This window comes from Legionella bononiensis (genome assembly GCF_016786215.1).
Lineage (GTDB): Bacteria > Pseudomonadota > Gammaproteobacteria > Legionellales > Legionellaceae > Legionella > Legionella bononiensis.
The window spans coordinates 134,761-151,981 of record NZ_JADOBG010000020.1; the positions used below are offsets into that span (position 1 = coordinate 134,761).

Genomic DNA, 17,221 nt, shown 5'->3' on the forward strand with positions numbered 1-17,221 from the left:
TCACCTCAGAACTGTTTAACTATTCGCTTTGAATGCAGATTGAGCGTTTAGCAACATATAAAATATGAGTATTTGAATAAGTTGTTAATCGTTCAATCGGTATTAAATAGGCATGTTAAAAAGACTGGGTAAACCCTTTGGAGAGAACAATGAGCAGTTCCAATCTGCAAAATGAATGGGCTTCTTCCTATTTGTCTGGTGGAAGTATGGCTTATGTAGATAGCCTTTATGAGGATTATCTTGCTGATCCTAACTCGGTATCTGCCGATTGGAGAGCGATCTTCAGTGCATTGCCTAAAACCAATGGTGCTGATAGCGACGTATCTCATAGAGATATTCGCGAATATTTTTTGCAGAACGCTGATAAGAAAGTAAGTCATGTCATTCAGTCAGCGGATAGCCAACAATATCAGGTCGCCAGCTTGATCAATGATTTCAGATCTTTGGGGCATCTGGCAGCAGAGCTTGATCCTCTTGGTATGGTAGAACGAACTCATGTTTCTCGATTGGAATTAGCCTATCATCATCTCGCGGAAGTAGATAAGAGCCGAACCTTTTTTGCAGGTACCAGTTTTAATGGTCCTGAAATGCCACTATCTGAAATATATAAAGCGCTCCGTGACACATACTGCCGAAGCATTGGAATTGAGTACATGCATATTTCGGATAGCGAAGAAATTGAATGGCTGCAACATCGTATGGAGTCTGTTCGCGGACGTCCCGATTATAATCCTGAGAAAAAGGTCAGTATTTTAAAGGATTTGATTGCTGCTGACGGTTTAGAGCGATATCTGGGTACCCGATATGTAGGACAAAAGCGTTTTTCTCTGGAAGGTGGTGATTCTTTAATACCCATGATGAAAGAGATCATTAATAACGCAGGCAGAGATGGAGTCAAGGAAGTTGTGATTGGCATGGCTCATAGAGGCCGTTTAAACGTATTGGTTAATGTTTTAGGCAAAGAACCAGGACAATTATTTCAGGAATTTGAAGGAAAAGTGAAATACGAACGAACTGGAGATGTGAAATACCATCTAGGTTTTTCGTCAGATATCAAGACTGAGTCCGGAGCTGTTCTGCATTTGGCTTTGGCTTTTAATCCATCTCATCTGGAAATTATTGGACCTGTTGTTGAGGGTTCTGTTCGCTCACGTTTGGAGCGACGTAATGATTTGTTGAAAAAAGATACGGTCGTTCCAGTGGTACTTCATGGTGATGCTGCTTTTGCAGGTCAGGGCGTTGTGATGGAAACCTTTAATTTTTCTCAGGCCAGAGGTTATTCAACAGGTGGAACGATTCACATAGTAATCAATAACCAGATTGGATTTACCACAAGCAACCCATTGGATGCGCGCTCTACTTTATATTGTACCGATGTTGCAAAAATGGTTCAGGCTCCCGTACTCCATGTTAATGGAGATGATCCTGAAGCCGTTGTCTTTGCAACTCAAATCGCTTTTGATTTCAGAATGAAGTTTAAACGGGATGTAGTCATCGATTTGGTCTGTTACCGACGTAATGGACATAACGAAGCAGATGAACCTGCCGTTACTCAACCCATAATGTATAAAAAAATTAAATCGATGCGTCCATTGCGTGAGATTTATGCCGATCAGTTAATCAATGCGGGCATACTTACCAAAAATGATGTAGATAAATTTGTTGATGCATATCGAGATGGTTTGGATCACGGAAAAGCTGTTGTTGATGTGGTTCATGAGGATTATGAAGGAAAATATTCTATAGATTGGACTCCTTACATGAATGCCAAGTGGACGGATAAAGCCAATACAACGATTAGCAAAACCGAGTTACAGAAACTGACTAAGAAACTTAATGTTTTGCCTGAGGGCTTTGAGTTGCATCAAGTGGTTCAGCGTTTACTCGCTGAGCGTGAGAAGATGTCTACTGGTGAAATTCCCATGAATTGGGGTTATGCTGAAACCATGGCTTATGCCAGTTTATTGCAGGAAGGATATGGAGTGAGATTATCCGGTCAAGATTGCGGTCGTGGAACTTTTGCTCATCGACATGCGGTGTTACATGATGTTGCAACAGGTGAAACTTATGTTCCCTTAGAGCAGATTTCTACAGATCCTAAACGTACTTTCACTGTTATTGATTCAGTATTATCTGAAGAAGCAGTTTTAGCCTTTGAATACGGCTTTGCTTCATCTGAACCAACACAATTGGTTATTTGGGAGGCTCAATTTGGCGATTTTGCTAATGGAGCTCAAGTTGTTATCGATCAGTTTATTAGTTCAGGTGAACAAAAATGGGGGCGTTTGTGTGGTCTTGTGATGTTGCTACCACATGGTTATGAAGGGCAGGGGCCTGAACATTCATCCGCACGTTTAGAACGATATATGCAACTGTGTGCCCAGCATAATATTCAAGTATGTACTCCAACAACTCCTGCACAAATCTTTCATTTGTTACGCAGGCAAGTGATTCGTAATTTTAGAAAGCCCTTGATTGTGATGACTCCAAAGAGTTTATTACGCCATAAATTGGCTGTTTCTCCTTTAGAAGATTTAACAAAAGGCAAGTTTTATACGGTCATTCCTGAAATTGATGATTTGATAGCACCTAAAGTAACAAAAGTGGTGTTATGTTGTGGTAAGGTTTATTATGATTTATTGCAAATGCGACGTGACAAAAAACTGAGTCATGTAGCCATAGTGCGTATTGAACAACTTTATCCATTTCCCAAAAAGGCATTAATGACCGAATTGGATAAATATCCACAAGCCAAAGAAGTGATTTGGTGTCAGGAAGAGCCTCAAAATCAAGGCGTTTGGTTTTCATCTCAGCACAATATACGGGATTGCCTACGTCCAGAACAAAAATTGGTTTATGCAGGTAGAGAGTTTGCCGCCGCTCCGGCAGTGGGCAGTCCTGCACTGCATGCTCAACAACAAATTACTTTGGTTGAGCACGCTTTATTAGGTAATAAATGAGTTTAAACACTATAAAATGAGAAGGTATAACCATGTCTATTGAAGTCAAAGTACCTGTTCTACCCGAGTCTGTAGCTGATGCAACGGTAGCTGCGTGGCATAAGAAAGTGGGTGATAAAGTAGTTCGTGATGAAAATTTGGTGGATCTGGAAACAGATAAGGTAGTTCTTGAAGTTCCTGCTCCTGCAGATGGTGTCCTTACTGAAATTGTGTTTCAAGTGGGTGACACTGTTGGCTCAGGTGAGCTGCTGGCTAAAATTAGTTCAGGTGCAGCTGCGACAGCAGCTGCTGCTCCAGCCAAAGAAGCAAGCACTGCAACAAAAGAACCTGTTATTGCAAACGAAGACAAATCGACCAGTCCAGTCGTTCGTCGCATGATGGCTGAAAATGATTTGCAACCCGGACAAATTCAAGGTACAGGCAAAGATGGACGGATTACCAAAGAAGATGTTCTTTCTTATATAGAATCCAATAGAGAAAAATCTGCACAATCTGTTGAACCTAAAAAAGAGCAGTCAGTTTCTGCGGTTCCCATGGGGGCGCGAGAAGAACGACGTGTTCCTATGACTCGACTACGAGCCAAAATTGCTGAGCGTTTACTACAGGCACAACATAATGCTGCCATGTTAACCACATTTAATGAAGTAAACTTGAAAGCCGTTATGGATATGCGGGCTCAATATAAAGACAATTTTGAGAAGAAGCATGGAGTAAAATTGGGTTTCATGTCATTTTTTACTAAAGCTGTAGTTGAGTCTTTGAAGAGATTTCCTGCTGTAAATGCTTCTATAGACGGTCAGGATGTTGTGTACCACGGGTATTATGATATTGGAATTGCTGTTTCTACTGAGAGAGGATTAGTAGTGCCAGTGATTCGAGATGCAGATCAAATGAGTATGGCTGAAATAGAACTGGCCATTAATGATGCTGCAACCAAGGCCAGATTAGGTAAATTGTCAATGGAAGAGATGCAGGGAGGTACATTTACTATAACAAATGGTGGAGTATTCGGTTCATTACTCGCAACACCAATCATCAATCCTCCACAGACTGGTATTTTAGGAATGCATAAAATAGAGGACCGGCCTGTTGTAGAAAAAGGACAAATTGTCATTCGTCCGATGATGTATGTTGCTTTATCCTATGATCATCGTTTGATTGATGGTAAAGACTCAGTACAGTTTTTAGTAAGTGTTAAAGAGTTGCTGGAAGACCCGGCCCGTCTTTTACTTAATGTTTAACAAGCGCATTTAACTGCATGACCCGTGTAGACGGGTTTTGCTTTTTTAGAAAGGTAATTACAATGAATTTACATGAATATCAAGCCAAGCAATTATTCGCAAGTTATAATTTACCGACTCCTCGTGGTGAAGTGGCTTATAATGTTGAAGATGCGTTACAGGTAGCATCACAATTATCTACACCCAGATGGGTAGTTAAAGCCCAGGTTCATGCTGGCGGACGAGGTAAAGCGGGTGGAGTTAAACTGGTTTCCACCAAAGAAGAGTTGGCAGCAGTAGCCAAGTCATTATTAGGAACTCATTTGGTGACTTATCAAACGGATGCTAAAGGCCAGCCAGTAAATTCAGTATTAGTCGAAGAAACCTGTGATATCGCACGAGAGTTGTATCTTGGTGCAGTAGTTGATAGAGCAACTCGTCGCGTGGTGATTATGGCTTCTACTGAGGGTGGTGTTGAGATTGAAAAAGTAGCCGAAGAAACACCTGAAAAAATATTTAAGGTAATTGTAGATCCTTTAGTCGGCGTTATGCCGTTCCAATGTCGCGATACTGCGTTTCAATTGGGTTTGGAAGACGATCAAATCAAGCAATTTACCCATTTGATGATGGGATTAGGTAAAATGTTTGTAGAGTGTGATTTAAGTCTGCTTGAAATCAATCCATTAGTTGTGACTAAAACAGGTCAGTTAATCTGTTTGGATGGCAAAATTAATATTGATGGCAACGCTCTATATCGACAGCCTAAATTGAAAAGCATGCGGGATACAACTCAGGAAGATGAGCGAGAAAATCGCGCCAGTGACTGGGAATTAAATTATATTCCTCTGGACGGAACGATTGGGTGCATGGTTAACGGTGCGGGATTAGCTATGGCAACCATGGATGTTATTAAACTGCATGGCGGCGAGCCTGCAAATTTCCTTGATGTTGGCGGTGGCGCTACCAAGGAACGAGTCAGTGAAGCGTTGAAAATCATATTATCTGATGAACAGGTCAAGGGTATATTGGTTAATATCTTTGGCGGTATCGTTCGTTGTGATCTGATTGCAGACGGGATTCTTGCTGCAGTGAAAGAAGTGGATGTAAAAATACCTGTAGTTGTTCGGCTTGAGGGTAATAATGCTCAATTGGGTGCCGATATTTTAAATAAGAGTGATCTTAATGTTATCGCTGCTACCAGTTTGACCGATGCGGCCAAGAAAATCGTGGCGGCTGTAGCTTAATAGAACAATTTTACTGAGTTTAATATAAAATTTAGAGTTATTGCATCAATAGGTCCGAAGTTGGGTTCATTACCCAACATGAACTGGTGATGGTACATAGTATCCATGATTGTGGCGCAATGGGGCCAAGTTCCCAATCAGCATTTGAGAGTACTATTGATGCGGTAACACCACAAAATTATGAGGTTAACAATGAGTGTATTAGTTAATAAGCAAACCAAAGTGTTGTGCCAGGGATTTACGGGCAAACAGGGAACTTATCATTCCGAACAAGCTCTCGCTTATGGTACGAAAATGGTTGGGGGTGTTACACCTGGAAAAGGTGGACAGCTTCATTTAGGATTGCCTGTATTTAATACCATGCGAGAAGCAGTTGAAGTAACTGGAGCTGATGCCAGTGTTATTTACGTCCCTGCTCCATTTTGCAAAGACTCTATTTTAGAAGCTGCGGAAGCTGGCATTAAATTGATTGTATGTATTACGGAAGGTGTGCCTGTATTGGACATGCTGCAAGTAAAAGTTTATCTGGAAAACAACACCGATGCTCGTTTAATTGGACCTAACTGTCCCGGGATTATTACTCCTGGAGAATGTAAAATTGGAATTATGCCGGGTTCGATACATTTACCTGGTAAAGTTGGAATTGTTTCTCGCTCTGGCACCTTAACTTATGAAGCAGTAAAACAAACTACAGACAAAGGATTTGGTCAAAGTACCTGTATAGGAATCGGTGGCGATCCCATTCCTGGAACTAATTTTATTGATGCCTTGGCTTTATTTGAACAAGATCCACAAACACAGGCAATTATCATGGTTGGTGAAATTGGTGGTTCTGCTGAAGAAGAAGCAGCTGAATACATCAAAGCTCATGTTCGTAAGCCCGTAGTTTCTTATATTGCCGGTGTGACAGCTCCTGCCGGTAAACGCATGGGTCATGCTGGAGCAATCATTTCTGGTGGCAAAGGTACTGCAGCAGAAAAATATGCGGCACTTGAAGCTGCTGGAGTTAAAACAGTACGCTCACCTGCTGACTTGGGTGATGCAATCGCTGAAGTTACCGGTTGGTAAATACATCAGGTAGCAGCTTAATATGAAGCTGCTACCCTTTCTCCTTATTTTCAATTGTAACAATCGGTAGCTTTTTACCAGGAATTTAAAGCCGGGTGCAAGATTACAACAATTCATTTATTCATTTCTCATTTTCTTTTCTCGCAAAATGTTAATTCCAGAGCGTATAATTGGTTCCAATTTTCATTTGGAATGGTGCTTTATGAGTAACTTTAGAAGTCTTGCGGATATAAGAAGGGATTATGGTGAATTGAGTTTGAGCGAGGAATCAGCTCAGCAGGATCCAATTGCTCAATTTAAACTTTGGTTTGAAGATGTTTTGCAAAATGAAAAAAATGATCCCACGGCAATGGTTCTGGCAACTGTTGATGAAAAAGGATGTCCAGATACCCGAGTTGTTTTATTAAAGGGATTGGAAGATGGAAATTTTGTGTTTTACACGAATTACCAGAGCGCAAAAGCCCTGCAAATGAACAACAACCCTTATGCGGCACTTAATTTTTATTGGCCTCAAATGGCAAGACAGGTTCGTGTTCGAGGACGAGTAAGAACAGTGAGTAGGGAGCAATCTGATGCGTATTTTTCCTCTCGACCCGTTAAAAGTCAGTTTAGTGCGATAGTATCGCCGCAAAGTAAAGAAATTTTAAACAGAGCCTTTTTGGAAAATGCATTGAATGAATTAATCCAGCAACATGGACAGGCGCCCGTACTTAGGCCTGAAAACTGGGGTGGCTATATGATTATTCCAGACGAAATCGAGTTTTGGCAAGGACGTGACAATCGATTGCATGACCGAATCCATTATTATCGTGACGGAGCACATTGGATGCTTAGAAGACTTGCCCCATAACCGGCAGAAATTGCCGGAAGCTGGAAATGTTTTTGCAGAGGCAAATTAATACTGAATATAGTGTATAAATTGTCTATTCAAATTTTGCAGGGATTACTTAGGTGCACTGTTATTAAGTTAAGCCATTGTTGCCACTTCGATCCCGTATTACGCTTCGATAACACGGGCTACGAAAATAGCCAATCTTTGATAAATAACTCTTAACTAAATGGTAGTGTTGCTTTGGAGGAGGGGCCGAAATAAACTCGGGCCTCTTTTCAAAATTCCTGACTTGTATTCTCAGGATTTGAATGTATTTGCATGTGTATTCAGTCAATTTGATTGTTAAATATACTCGAGCTATTATTCTGATAATTGGGTTTGCAATTTCCTCTAAATGTCAAAATAAACAACAACTTAAAAAGTTGGCCTGATAGTTGCTTATTATAAATAAAATCAAACAATATTTGTTATCGTTGATTTTTATTTCCAAGATAAAAAAAAGATTTTTGTCAAGAAAATGTAAATAATTTATCTTCGAAAGCAGGGTGTATAAATTAGTCGTAAAATTGATTTAAGTGTGAGAATTCCATGTCTGTAATTCATGTGAATGAGGCACATAGTTTTAATATAAACAACTGGGAGTAGACAGAGTTGAGCATAGGACATTATATACTGGATACATAGCGAGGGGATTATTATGAACGACACAACAGCCTTATTACCACACATTAAATTACGATTTAACATTGAACATCCAAGTTATGAAGAGTGTTATATCTTTGGTTATGAATGTGCACTTTCAGAGGTCGAAGAGGAAGATAATCCGTTCCGTGAAGGCTCTCAAGAAGCAGAACAGTGGCTAGAAGGTTGGTGGGCCGGAACGTATGGAGAAAAACCTTTATTTGATATGAGTAGTCTGGATGATGAGGATATAATTCTTAACAAAGAATTAGCAGCAAATGATCAACAGTATTGTCAGAAACATAGTTTTTTATCTTTAGTCTTTGAAATTAGCGGTGCGATAGCTGCTTCAGCAATAGTTGGATACCAATTACTTGAACTGGTAGCGTGATAGTTCGCATTCAATTGAAGAGCATGAATTAATGCTTCTTCAATTGGATCAGGACTTACGAAAAACTCCCTATTCATTCTTTTTGCATTGACTATGGGGTTTCTCGTAAGTCGTGTAGATATGAATTTAATCTTTAAATAATTTTAAAATCATTGATCTCATTCGTGCTGTTTCTGCAGGAATAAATTCCTTATATTGTTCGCTTCCAATATCAAGACAAACCGTTACATTCTCACCAAGTCCTTTAAGTAAATCGACTCCGGACAGTTTAAGCAATTTGATGCGGGTGCTTATTTCTGCTGCCCAGGCATCCAGATAGCTCATTTCACTGAACACAGGGAGGAAAATTTGATTATTTTCTTCCAGAAACAAGACTTCCGGACTGTCGTCTTCTGAGTCATGTTCTACAGGTATAATAAAGTTTGCTTTTATAAATTCGAGGTAGGCTTTATTTGCTTCTTTCATATTGCCAGAAGAGTGCAATGCCTCTTTAATTGCCAAATTCAGACTATTCATTTTAAAATTTCATCAAAAAAGAATCATTATACCCGACTCTAGTTTGTATCGCTAATAACAATAAAATGAAATCCAACTATGTGTTGAAATAACTTACAACAACAGTATAATGTACGTTTGATTTTGCTAATTAATTGTCCAGTGTTGAAATAATTATGGCATTTGATGGTTTTATTTTATTTCAATACAAACCATTCAAATCCTGATGTAACAGGATAACAATCAAATTTATGGCTAGCCCTTAGGGGTATCAGGAAGAGTATTTGCAGCCGGCTATTTCCATGATCACAGTTAGAGATGAATATATCCAGCTTGAGAACATTGGAAATTGAACTGGACTGTTATAAGTAGAGAGCTTATGAACAAAATGAATGCATCTAAAGTGGAAATTTATAACCGTAAAAACTATTTGGGATTCGCCTGGTTAGTTTGGGGCTTGGCTGCTGCTTTTTATTTTTCTGATTATTTAGCACGTGTTGCTCCTGGTGTCATGCACCGCTATTTGCAAATCGATTTTGGGATAAATGAAGCCGGTTTTGGAATTCTGACTGCATCTTTTTATATTCCCTACATATTTATGCAGATTCCTGTTGGATTAACAGTAGATCGATTAAGTATCCGATGGCTATTAACCGTAATGTCTCTGGTAACGGCTTTTGGTTGTTGTGTTTTTGGCCTTGCAGACGGTTTGATGATGGCATCAATAGGCAGAATGTTAATTGGTTTTAGCGCTGCCTTTGCGTTCGTCTGTTCTCTTCGCTTGGCAACTTCATGGTTTCCACCTACCATGCTGGGGTTATTAGCCGGCTTAACCCAATCTTTGGGCATGCTTGGTGCTGCAGCTGGAGAAGCACCTGTCTCATTTTTAGTGAGCAATGTTGGTTGGCGACACAGCATGTTAATTATTGCATTTCTATTTATTGCTCTCGCTGGGTTGTTATATCAGTTTGTTCAGGATAGACCAGGCTCCCAACGGCATGAAGTGCGAACAGTTAATAGAATCAGCATATTACAAAGTTTAAAAATTATTCTTTCGAGCCGCCAAACCTGGCTTAATGCCCTGTATGCGGGCTTTTTGTTCGGACCAACGGCAGTAATAGGCGAAGCGATTGGGCCTGCTTATTTGCAATTTGGCCGTGGATTGGGAGCGCACGCTGCAGCTTTTGCAACGGGCTTGATTTTCATAGGCTGGGGTATTAGCGGACCTTTATCCGGTTGGTTATCAGACAAAATGGGACGGCGTAAACCTTTGATGATTCTATCTGCAGTGTTCGGCGTGATCTTTACAACCCTCTTTGTTTTTTATCCTGAGATGAATCAAACGACAGCATACTTGTTATTTTTTGCTTTCGGATTGACCAATACTGGTGTCGCCATTGCTTATGCGGTATCAACTGAGTTACATGATAGAAATGTAGTTGGAACTTCTATAGCATTTACCAATATGACTTCAATCTTTGTTGGCGCTCTGTTACAGCCTCTGGTTGGGCGATTGGTGGATATGGTTTCGGGATCACGAGCGTACAATGTGGAATCTCTGTTGCTTACTGATTTTCAGGCCGGCCTAAAATTATTACCCATATGCTCTTTAGTCGCGTTAATTTTATCGTTTACAATTAAGGAAACATATTGTAAGCCAGTTCGATAAAAATCATGGTTGTAATAAATTGCTCAAGGACATCTGGTTGATTTAGTTTATTCTCATCCTAGAGAACAAATGATCTAAATCCATTCATTTTTTATAACAAGATCCACCCTCTTGTTTTCAACTTCCTATCCAATTTCTGTTTAAATTAGCGACACTTAATAACGCACAAGTTCTTTGTGAAAAAATGGAGATATGTAAAGAATGGAGTTAAACTGATTTAGAGAACTCATTGCCACTTTGTGCTGCATTTGTGGGAAAACGGGAAACCCTTAGCGCTGGCCTATCAAATTGAATGAGACGTAGGGGAGGGGTTGTTATATGTTTATCCAGGGGAAAAGGACGTCACCCGATAGCTTCACGGGATACTCGAAAATTCATTTCATAGTGATAATGAGTTTTTCTTTGATAATAAAGAGTCATGTTTATGCTATGGAAGCAAGAGCTAATAAACAATGCTTTATTAAAGCTTATCCTTCTTCTGTTAATCAAAATGGGGAATTTGTTAAAACCATGTCTGGTAAAACTCTGGTTTGGAATGATGGAAAATCAAAATCATTTGCTGAGAAGTTGAATTCACCAGATTTGAAGGATTTGCAAACTCTTGGTTATCCTGCATTTCGTTCCATCAATGTACCCCCTTCGTATAATGAAGACCCTGGAAGAATTCGTCATGAACCGCTGTTGAAATTAGTCTATGGCAATACAAAAGGAGAAGTGCGTAATAACTTGATCTCCATCAACTGGGTTTCGAATTCCAATGTAAAATGGGTTCAATTTAACAAACAAAACGGCGCTGCTCATGCCTTAAAACAGGTGGTTCATGCCTTAGAACAGTTGCCAGCTCCCTATCATAAGTATTTTACAAACATCGGTGGAACCTTCCTCTATCGCAATATCGCCGGTACTCATCGTTTAAGCCCGCACTCTTTCGGCATTGCAATCGATTTGAATGTGGATTATGGGGATTACTGGTATTTTACCAAAAACAATTCATTATCTTCCAGAATTCCTTATAAAAATCGAATGCCCCAAGCCATCGTTGATATTTTTGAACGCTATTGTTTTATATGGGGTGGCCGTTGGTATCACTATGACACCATGCACTTTGAATATCGACCGGAGCTTTTTTGCGGTCGTTGCGTGATTTAGCGCCTCGTCTATTTACAGGTCTTATTTTCGGGTTTTGAATCCTATAAAAAATCCTGATGAGTGTAACTTTCGTGAGTTACAAACGGAACAATAAAATTTTTACTTATATTAATCATTTCCTTATGCCTTATTGGTCAAATATTAACCACATATCTACTATAATCTAGTCTGTAACATTGATTTTAATATGATATTAACCATTTCATGGAGAACTCAAATGGATACATTGAAGAAACTATGTCTCATTGTTGGACTGTCATTTTGTTCGATTTCAGTCCATTCCCAACCTGTAACTACCCTCAACGATACGTTACAAACTTGCGTTTTTGATGAATCTAACGATCACCTATTTTTACAGGGCATCCAGTTGGCTCATGATACAGGGTATCCGCATTATCATGGTAATCAAAGCAATACTTATAAAAGTAGTGGAAGAATCAATAGCTATGAGTATTGCAGCAAAAATGTATTCGAACCGTGCAGACGAGCAGGCGGATCATACTGTTATTGCAACACGCAACATCATTTGTGCACATACGGCCACACTCGGAATTGTAGTACGTGTTGTTAATCTGGATTGAGATGCTTGATATGCCCAGCTTTGAATCCAGACTTGTCTATACCACCGTGTAGTATATGTGGTCGATACTTGCAGATATGAAATCAGGTCTGATGAGTTCATTAAAGGGCATAGGCGGAGTAACTCTATATACCACGCATTTTAAATCATCATCCCGATATAAATATGGGCATGAAGTTGAGATTCAATCTCATTTTTTTCTTTAAGTTTCAATCTTCTTTCAACAGATTGTCGCACTCTTATATTATTTACTGCTATACTTTGCCCAGCGCTTTGCTGCAATAAAGTAACGCTGGTCGCAAACTAATCACATGGAGATAATAATGAAAAAACTTACAGGATTAATAATTATCCTGGCTGTTTTAGTCCTGGGCGGATATTATGGCATGGGAGTTCTTACTGAAAGAACCATTAAGAACAACGTACAAGTAATTAATCAATCTAATGGTCTTTTTGCTGATATTGAGCAGTACAATAGAGGTTGGTTTAGTTCTGATGCCAAAATAAAATGGCGTTTGCATGTTCCTGAGCGTATTGTTAAAGATGCTGACGGTAAATCTCAAACAGTTGCAGCGCAAGATTATCAAATGGATATGCCGCTTGTAATTCACCACGGCCCATTTATTCTTGCCGATAAAAGTTTACGTTTTGGTATGGGGTATGCTCAAACCGTATTTCCATTTCCTGAACAATACAATAAACAATTTGATGAAATGTTTTCTAAAGATTCAATGAAACCTCAATTGGATTTAAGCATTTTTGTAAACTACTTAAATCACAGTACCGTTGAATTGTCCCTTCCATCCTTCAAATTAATTTCTAAAGATGGCACAGGTAATTTTGATTGGATGGGTATGGAAAGTACAACGTCAATGTCTTCGAATATGGATAAAGTAGAAGGGGACATTGTAGTATCTGGTATGAAAATCTCTAAAGACGATACAAAAATCACTTTGGGTAAAGTAACCAGTGAATTTGATTTACATCAAACTCTTGCCGGGTTATATCTTGGTGAAGCCAGTTTTTCATTACCTGCTTTTGATGTCGTTGTTAAAGATCAAAAAATGTTTGAAATAAATGATCTTTCACTGAGCTCAAGCAGTGATATTGAACAAAGTCTCTTTAGTACTCACTTTAGTGCTGATTTAAAGTCTCTATTTGCTAATGGAAAGTCTTATGGTCCAGGACAGATTGAGGTTTCTTTACGTAATCTTGATGCAGATGTTCTTGCTCGTATTAATCAGCAGGCAACAGCAATGCAAAATGGAACAGATGCTGAGCGTCAACAAGCGATGATGGCTATGCTTCCTGAGTTACCTAAATTATTCACCAAGGGTGCTGAGTTTGAAATTTCAAAACTAAGTCTCAAATTACCTGAAGGCACTATTGATGGAAGCTTATTGGTTACTCTTCCTAAAGGCGATAGCACTAATCCTTTTGAATTGATTCAGAAAGTTCAAGGGAATGCTAAATTAAGAGTTCCAACGGCTGTAGTCAAACAATTGATGCAGCAATCAATAATGCAGCAAATGGCAAATCAACCTGAAATGCAACAAGCGTTGATTCAACAATTGCAAGGCAATACAGCTCAGGCAAATGCAACTGCACCAACATCAGAGCAATTGGCTGCGATGCAGACTGACAAGCAAATTGCGACTCTGGAGCAATCCGGTTTGATTACAGTAGATGGCTCTGACTATGTTGTTGAAGTGAGCCTGGATCAGGGTAAGGTCTCAGTTAATGGCAAACCTTTTGATCCATCCATGTTAAAGTTTTAATACCTGGTTGAACCTGGATAAGCTGTTTATTACAGCTTATCCGAATTTATACTCAGAAAGGATTTTTGAAAAAGCAATTGTTGAGGGTGGTCACATTAAATATTGAATTTTAATATAGTTTTTGTTGTTCTGCCCTTGTCTCGAATTGCTCAATTCGGTAATATACTGCTTTTAAAAGGAGGAGCTAATAATAATGACAACAATCAGTAATGATGCAGGGGATACCACTGCTTCACTAGCCGAGAGCGTAACTCACTCAGTACAAAAATATTTTTCAGAGCTTAAGGGAACTGATCCTGTTGACTTATACCAGTTTGTACTTGAAGAAATTGAGACCCCTCTATTTCGTGCAGTTATGGAACACTGTAAGTACAATCAGTCCCGTGCTGCTATTATGCTGGGAATTAGTCGTGGAACATTAAGAACAAAATTACGACGTTATTTTGATGATAAATATGTTGGAACTCGTGATTAAAAATATTTAAATAAAAAAAGGGAGCTTGGCTCCCTTTTTTGTTTCTAGAGGAGTGCTTTACTCCTGAGTATTCTTTGAACCTTTGACCAAAGGAATAAATAAAAAGAATAAATGTCACGCCTTTATCTTCTCTGGTCGTTCTCTAGGCGACCAATTAATTACATAATCACATAAAATCTGTCCGAATTTATTTAATCGAATCCTAAAATACTTTTTAGGTTATATTAATTGTACCAACTCATGGAGTGCGTTGTATTAATAATTCATTGATTGAAATCAATGAATCGTATTCTACATTTTGTAATCAAGTAGAGCGATTAGTTTTATGGTATGAACGAAGTATTGATAAAGAAATCGGGTTTGCCCATTCAGATAATTTAAGTTACTCTCTGCGAGCTAATAAATTTGTAATGAACGAAGGACTCTCTTTATACCATTTGAATTAGAGAATTGTTTCATTTAAAACGAATTATTTTAAGGAAAAAATAATGCAGAAAGATCAGAATAGGTTATTAATTCTATCCAGTTTAGGTGGTGTTTTAGAGTTTTATGATTTTATTATCTTTGCATTGTTTGCGAGTTATATTTCAAAGGCCTTTTTTCCCGCTACTAACGAGATTGTAAGCCTGTTAATCACGTTTGCAACTTTTGCTATAGGCTACTTGGTAAGACCTCTTGGCGGCGTGGTTTTTGGTCATTTTGGAGACCGTATAGGAAGAAAAGTAACTTTTACCATATCCATACTCATGATGGCACTTGCTACCTTGGGAATCGGATTTATTCCATCCTATGAACGAATTGGGATCATTGCACCGATTCTCATTATCAGTTTGCGAATTATTCAAGGACTCTCAATTGGAGGAGAAATTCCAGGAGCAATAACCTATGTTAGTGAGTCATTTACTCAAAATAAAGGTTTTGCCTGTGGCATTATATTTGGCGCGTTAACCGCTGGTATTGTGTTGGGATCCGTAGTACATGCGTCTATTATCTCGCTATTTTCCGATGAGCAAATGCAGTTATTTGGATGGCGAATTCCATTTATTATTGGTGGTTTTTTTGGATTATTAAGTTACTTGTTGAGAAAAGAACTGCATGAGTCAGCACAATTTTTAGAAATTGAAAATAAAATTGAAAAATTTCCCATCATTACCGTGTTTAAAGAGCAATTTATTGTGGTAATTGCCGGTACTTTTTTGGCCGCAATGTGCGCGGTCATAGTGACTTCTCTGTTTTTATTTATCCCCGCCTATTTCACTAAAGTACTTCATTTACCAGCAGATGCTTTTGTCTGGGAACGAACATTGGCCATAGCGATTGGTTCAGCGATGAGTATTTTTTTCGGTTATTTAACCGATCGTATCCCAGTAAGAAAATTGGTAATGGCACTTGGGGTCCTGACAGCGATAATTGCCTATCCAATATTTTCCATTTATGTTTATTATCCTAAACTTTATCCGCTGGCTTTTTTGGCAAGTGCTTTTTTGCTGGGATTATCGGCAGGAATAATACCACGCTTATTAAGTGAATTATTTCATACCTCTATACGATATAGTGGTATAGCAGTGAGTTATAATCTTGGATTCGCTTTATTTGGCGGGTTAACCCCATTTATTTCTTTATCGCTCATATACTATAGCGGCAGTGCTACGATACCTGCTCTGTATTTGATAGTAGTTGCAGTTATGTCTATTATTTCTCTAGTGCTTATCAGAAATAAAGAACAAGGTACTCATCAAATAAGTTCGCAATGTATGCCTCAAATATAATCAACTAGGAACGGTATTTATTTTTGAATTAAAGACATTGGTGGTTGCATTGTGTGCCGGTGCATGCAAATAACGCCAGTGCTTACACAGGATGATATTGCAAACGAGGCTGGCGCGACACTCCCCAACTTCGTCACCCACCGCGAAGGCGGAGGGTCCATTATTCCTCTTTAAGGCTTAACATTCCTGGGCCCTCCGCCTTCGCGGAGGGCGACGGTGTATTTATAGAACATCGGTGTTTGTATTGGATGCCCAACTATGCCTTGCATAGAACGCAGGTGCATTAATAGTATGTCGAGGTTTGCATAGTACGCTGATGTTTGCATAGAGCGCCGATGCTTACAAAGGACGACATTGCTTGCGAGGCTGGCGCTACATTCCCCAACTTCGTCACCCTCCGCGAAGGCGGAGGGTCCATTATTCCTATTTAAGGCGTACCATTCCTGGGCCCTTCGCCTTCGCGGAGGGCGACGGAGTATTTATAGAGCATCGGTGTTTGTATTGGATGCCAATGCCTTGCATAGAGCGCCGATGCATACAAAGGACGACATTGCTTGTGAGGCTGGCGCGACACTCCCTAACTTCGTCACCCTCCGCGAAGGCGGAGGGTCCATTATTCCTCTTTAAGGCGTACCATTCCTGGGCCCTCCGCCTTCGCGGAGGGCGACGGTGTATTTATAGAGCATCGGTGTTTGTATTGGATGCCCAACTATGCCTTGCATAGAACGCAGGTGCATTAATAGTATGTCAAGGTTTGCATAGGACGCTGATGTTTGCATAGAGCGCCGATGCTTACAAAGGACGACATTGCTTGCGAGGCTGGCGCTACACTCCCTAACTTCGTCACCCTCCGCGAAGGCGGAGGGTCCATTATTCCTCTTTAAGGCGTACCATTCCTGGGCCCTCCCCC

13 protein-coding genes are annotated in these 17,221 nt (G+C 39.5%); 12 read left to right on the top strand and 1 reads right to left on the bottom strand.

What is annotated here, in order from left to right:
• Positions 1-149 precede the first annotated feature (149 nt).
• From IZU94_RS12390 to IZU94_RS12415, 6 genes are all read left to right on the top strand, one after another.
• Positions 150-2,960, top strand: a complete 2,811-nt coding sequence (locus tag IZU94_RS12390) for a 2-oxoglutarate dehydrogenase E1 component (protein ID WP_203111020.1) — start codon at positions 150-152, stop codon at positions 2,958-2,960.
• A gap of 32 nt (positions 2,961-2,992) precedes the next feature.
• Positions 2,993-4,201, top strand: coding sequence for a 2-oxoglutarate dehydrogenase complex dihydrolipoyllysine-residue succinyltransferase (odhB, locus tag IZU94_RS12395; protein ID WP_203111021.1), 1,209 nt, complete (start codon positions 2,993-2,995; stop codon positions 4,199-4,201).
• 62 nt (positions 4,202-4,263) lie between these two features.
• Positions 4,264-5,424 carry an ADP-forming succinate--CoA ligase subunit beta gene (gene sucC, locus IZU94_RS12400; protein WP_203111022.1) on the top strand — a complete coding sequence of 387 codons (1,161 nt, stop codon included), beginning with the start codon at positions 4,264-4,266 and terminating at the stop codon, positions 5,422-5,424.
• A 192-nt stretch (positions 5,425-5,616) separates the two neighbouring features.
• Positions 5,617-6,492, top strand: coding sequence for a succinate--CoA ligase subunit alpha (gene sucD, locus IZU94_RS12405; protein WP_058472759.1), 876 nt, complete (start codon positions 5,617-5,619; stop codon positions 6,490-6,492).
• A gap of 202 nt (positions 6,493-6,694) precedes the next feature.
• Positions 6,695-7,342, top strand: coding sequence for a pyridoxamine 5'-phosphate oxidase (pdxH, locus tag IZU94_RS12410; RefSeq protein ID WP_203111023.1), 648 nt, complete (start codon positions 6,695-6,697; stop codon positions 7,340-7,342).
• Positions 7,343-8,021: 679 nt separating this feature from the next.
• Positions 8,022-8,396, top strand: a complete 375-nt coding sequence (locus tag IZU94_RS12415) for a transmission trait enhancer LetE (protein ID WP_203111024.1) — start codon at positions 8,022-8,024, stop codon at positions 8,394-8,396.
• Positions 8,397-8,522: 126 nt separating this feature from the next.
• On the opposite strand, the gene IZU94_RS12420 is transcribed toward IZU94_RS12415, so the two are convergent.
• The gene (locus tag IZU94_RS12420) at positions 8,523-8,912 is read right to left on the bottom strand and encodes an SseB family protein (RefSeq protein ID WP_203111026.1); all 390 of its coding nucleotides are present in this window, start codon (positions 8,910-8,912) and stop codon (positions 8,523-8,525) included.
• A 367-nt stretch (positions 8,913-9,279) separates the two neighbouring features.
• On the opposite strand from IZU94_RS12420, the gene IZU94_RS12425 reads away from it, so the two are divergent.
• The 6 genes from IZU94_RS12425 to IZU94_RS12450 all read left to right on the top strand — a co-directional run bounded on the left by IZU94_RS12425 (position 9,280) and on the right by IZU94_RS12450 (position 16,311).
• Positions 9,280-10,560, top strand: coding sequence for an MFS transporter (locus IZU94_RS12425; RefSeq protein ID WP_203111045.1), 1,281 nt, complete (start codon positions 9,280-9,282; stop codon positions 10,558-10,560).
• A 390-nt stretch (positions 10,561-10,950) separates the two neighbouring features.
• Complete coding sequence (locus tag IZU94_RS12430; RefSeq protein WP_203111028.1) at positions 10,951-11,709, top strand: M15 family metallopeptidase; 759 nt, start codon at positions 10,951-10,953, stop codon at positions 11,707-11,709.
• Between the two features lie 329 nt (positions 11,710-12,038).
• Positions 12,039-12,290, top strand: coding sequence for a hypothetical protein (locus IZU94_RS12435; protein WP_203111029.1), 252 nt, complete (start codon positions 12,039-12,041; stop codon positions 12,288-12,290).
• Positions 12,291-12,612: 322 nt separating this feature from the next.
• Complete coding sequence (locus tag IZU94_RS12440) at positions 12,613-14,067, top strand: YdgA family protein (RefSeq protein ID WP_203111030.1); 1,455 nt, start codon at positions 12,613-12,615, stop codon at positions 14,065-14,067.
• A 193-nt stretch (positions 14,068-14,260) separates the two neighbouring features.
• Positions 14,261-14,542 (top strand): helix-turn-helix domain-containing protein, encoded by a 282-nt coding sequence (locus tag IZU94_RS12445; protein WP_018576070.1) that lies wholly within the window; start codon positions 14,261-14,263, stop codon positions 14,540-14,542.
• Between the two features lie 488 nt (positions 14,543-15,030).
• Complete coding sequence (locus IZU94_RS12450) at positions 15,031-16,311, top strand: MFS transporter (RefSeq protein WP_203111031.1); 1,281 nt, start codon at positions 15,031-15,033, stop codon at positions 16,309-16,311.
• Positions 16,312-17,221 lie beyond the last annotated feature (910 nt).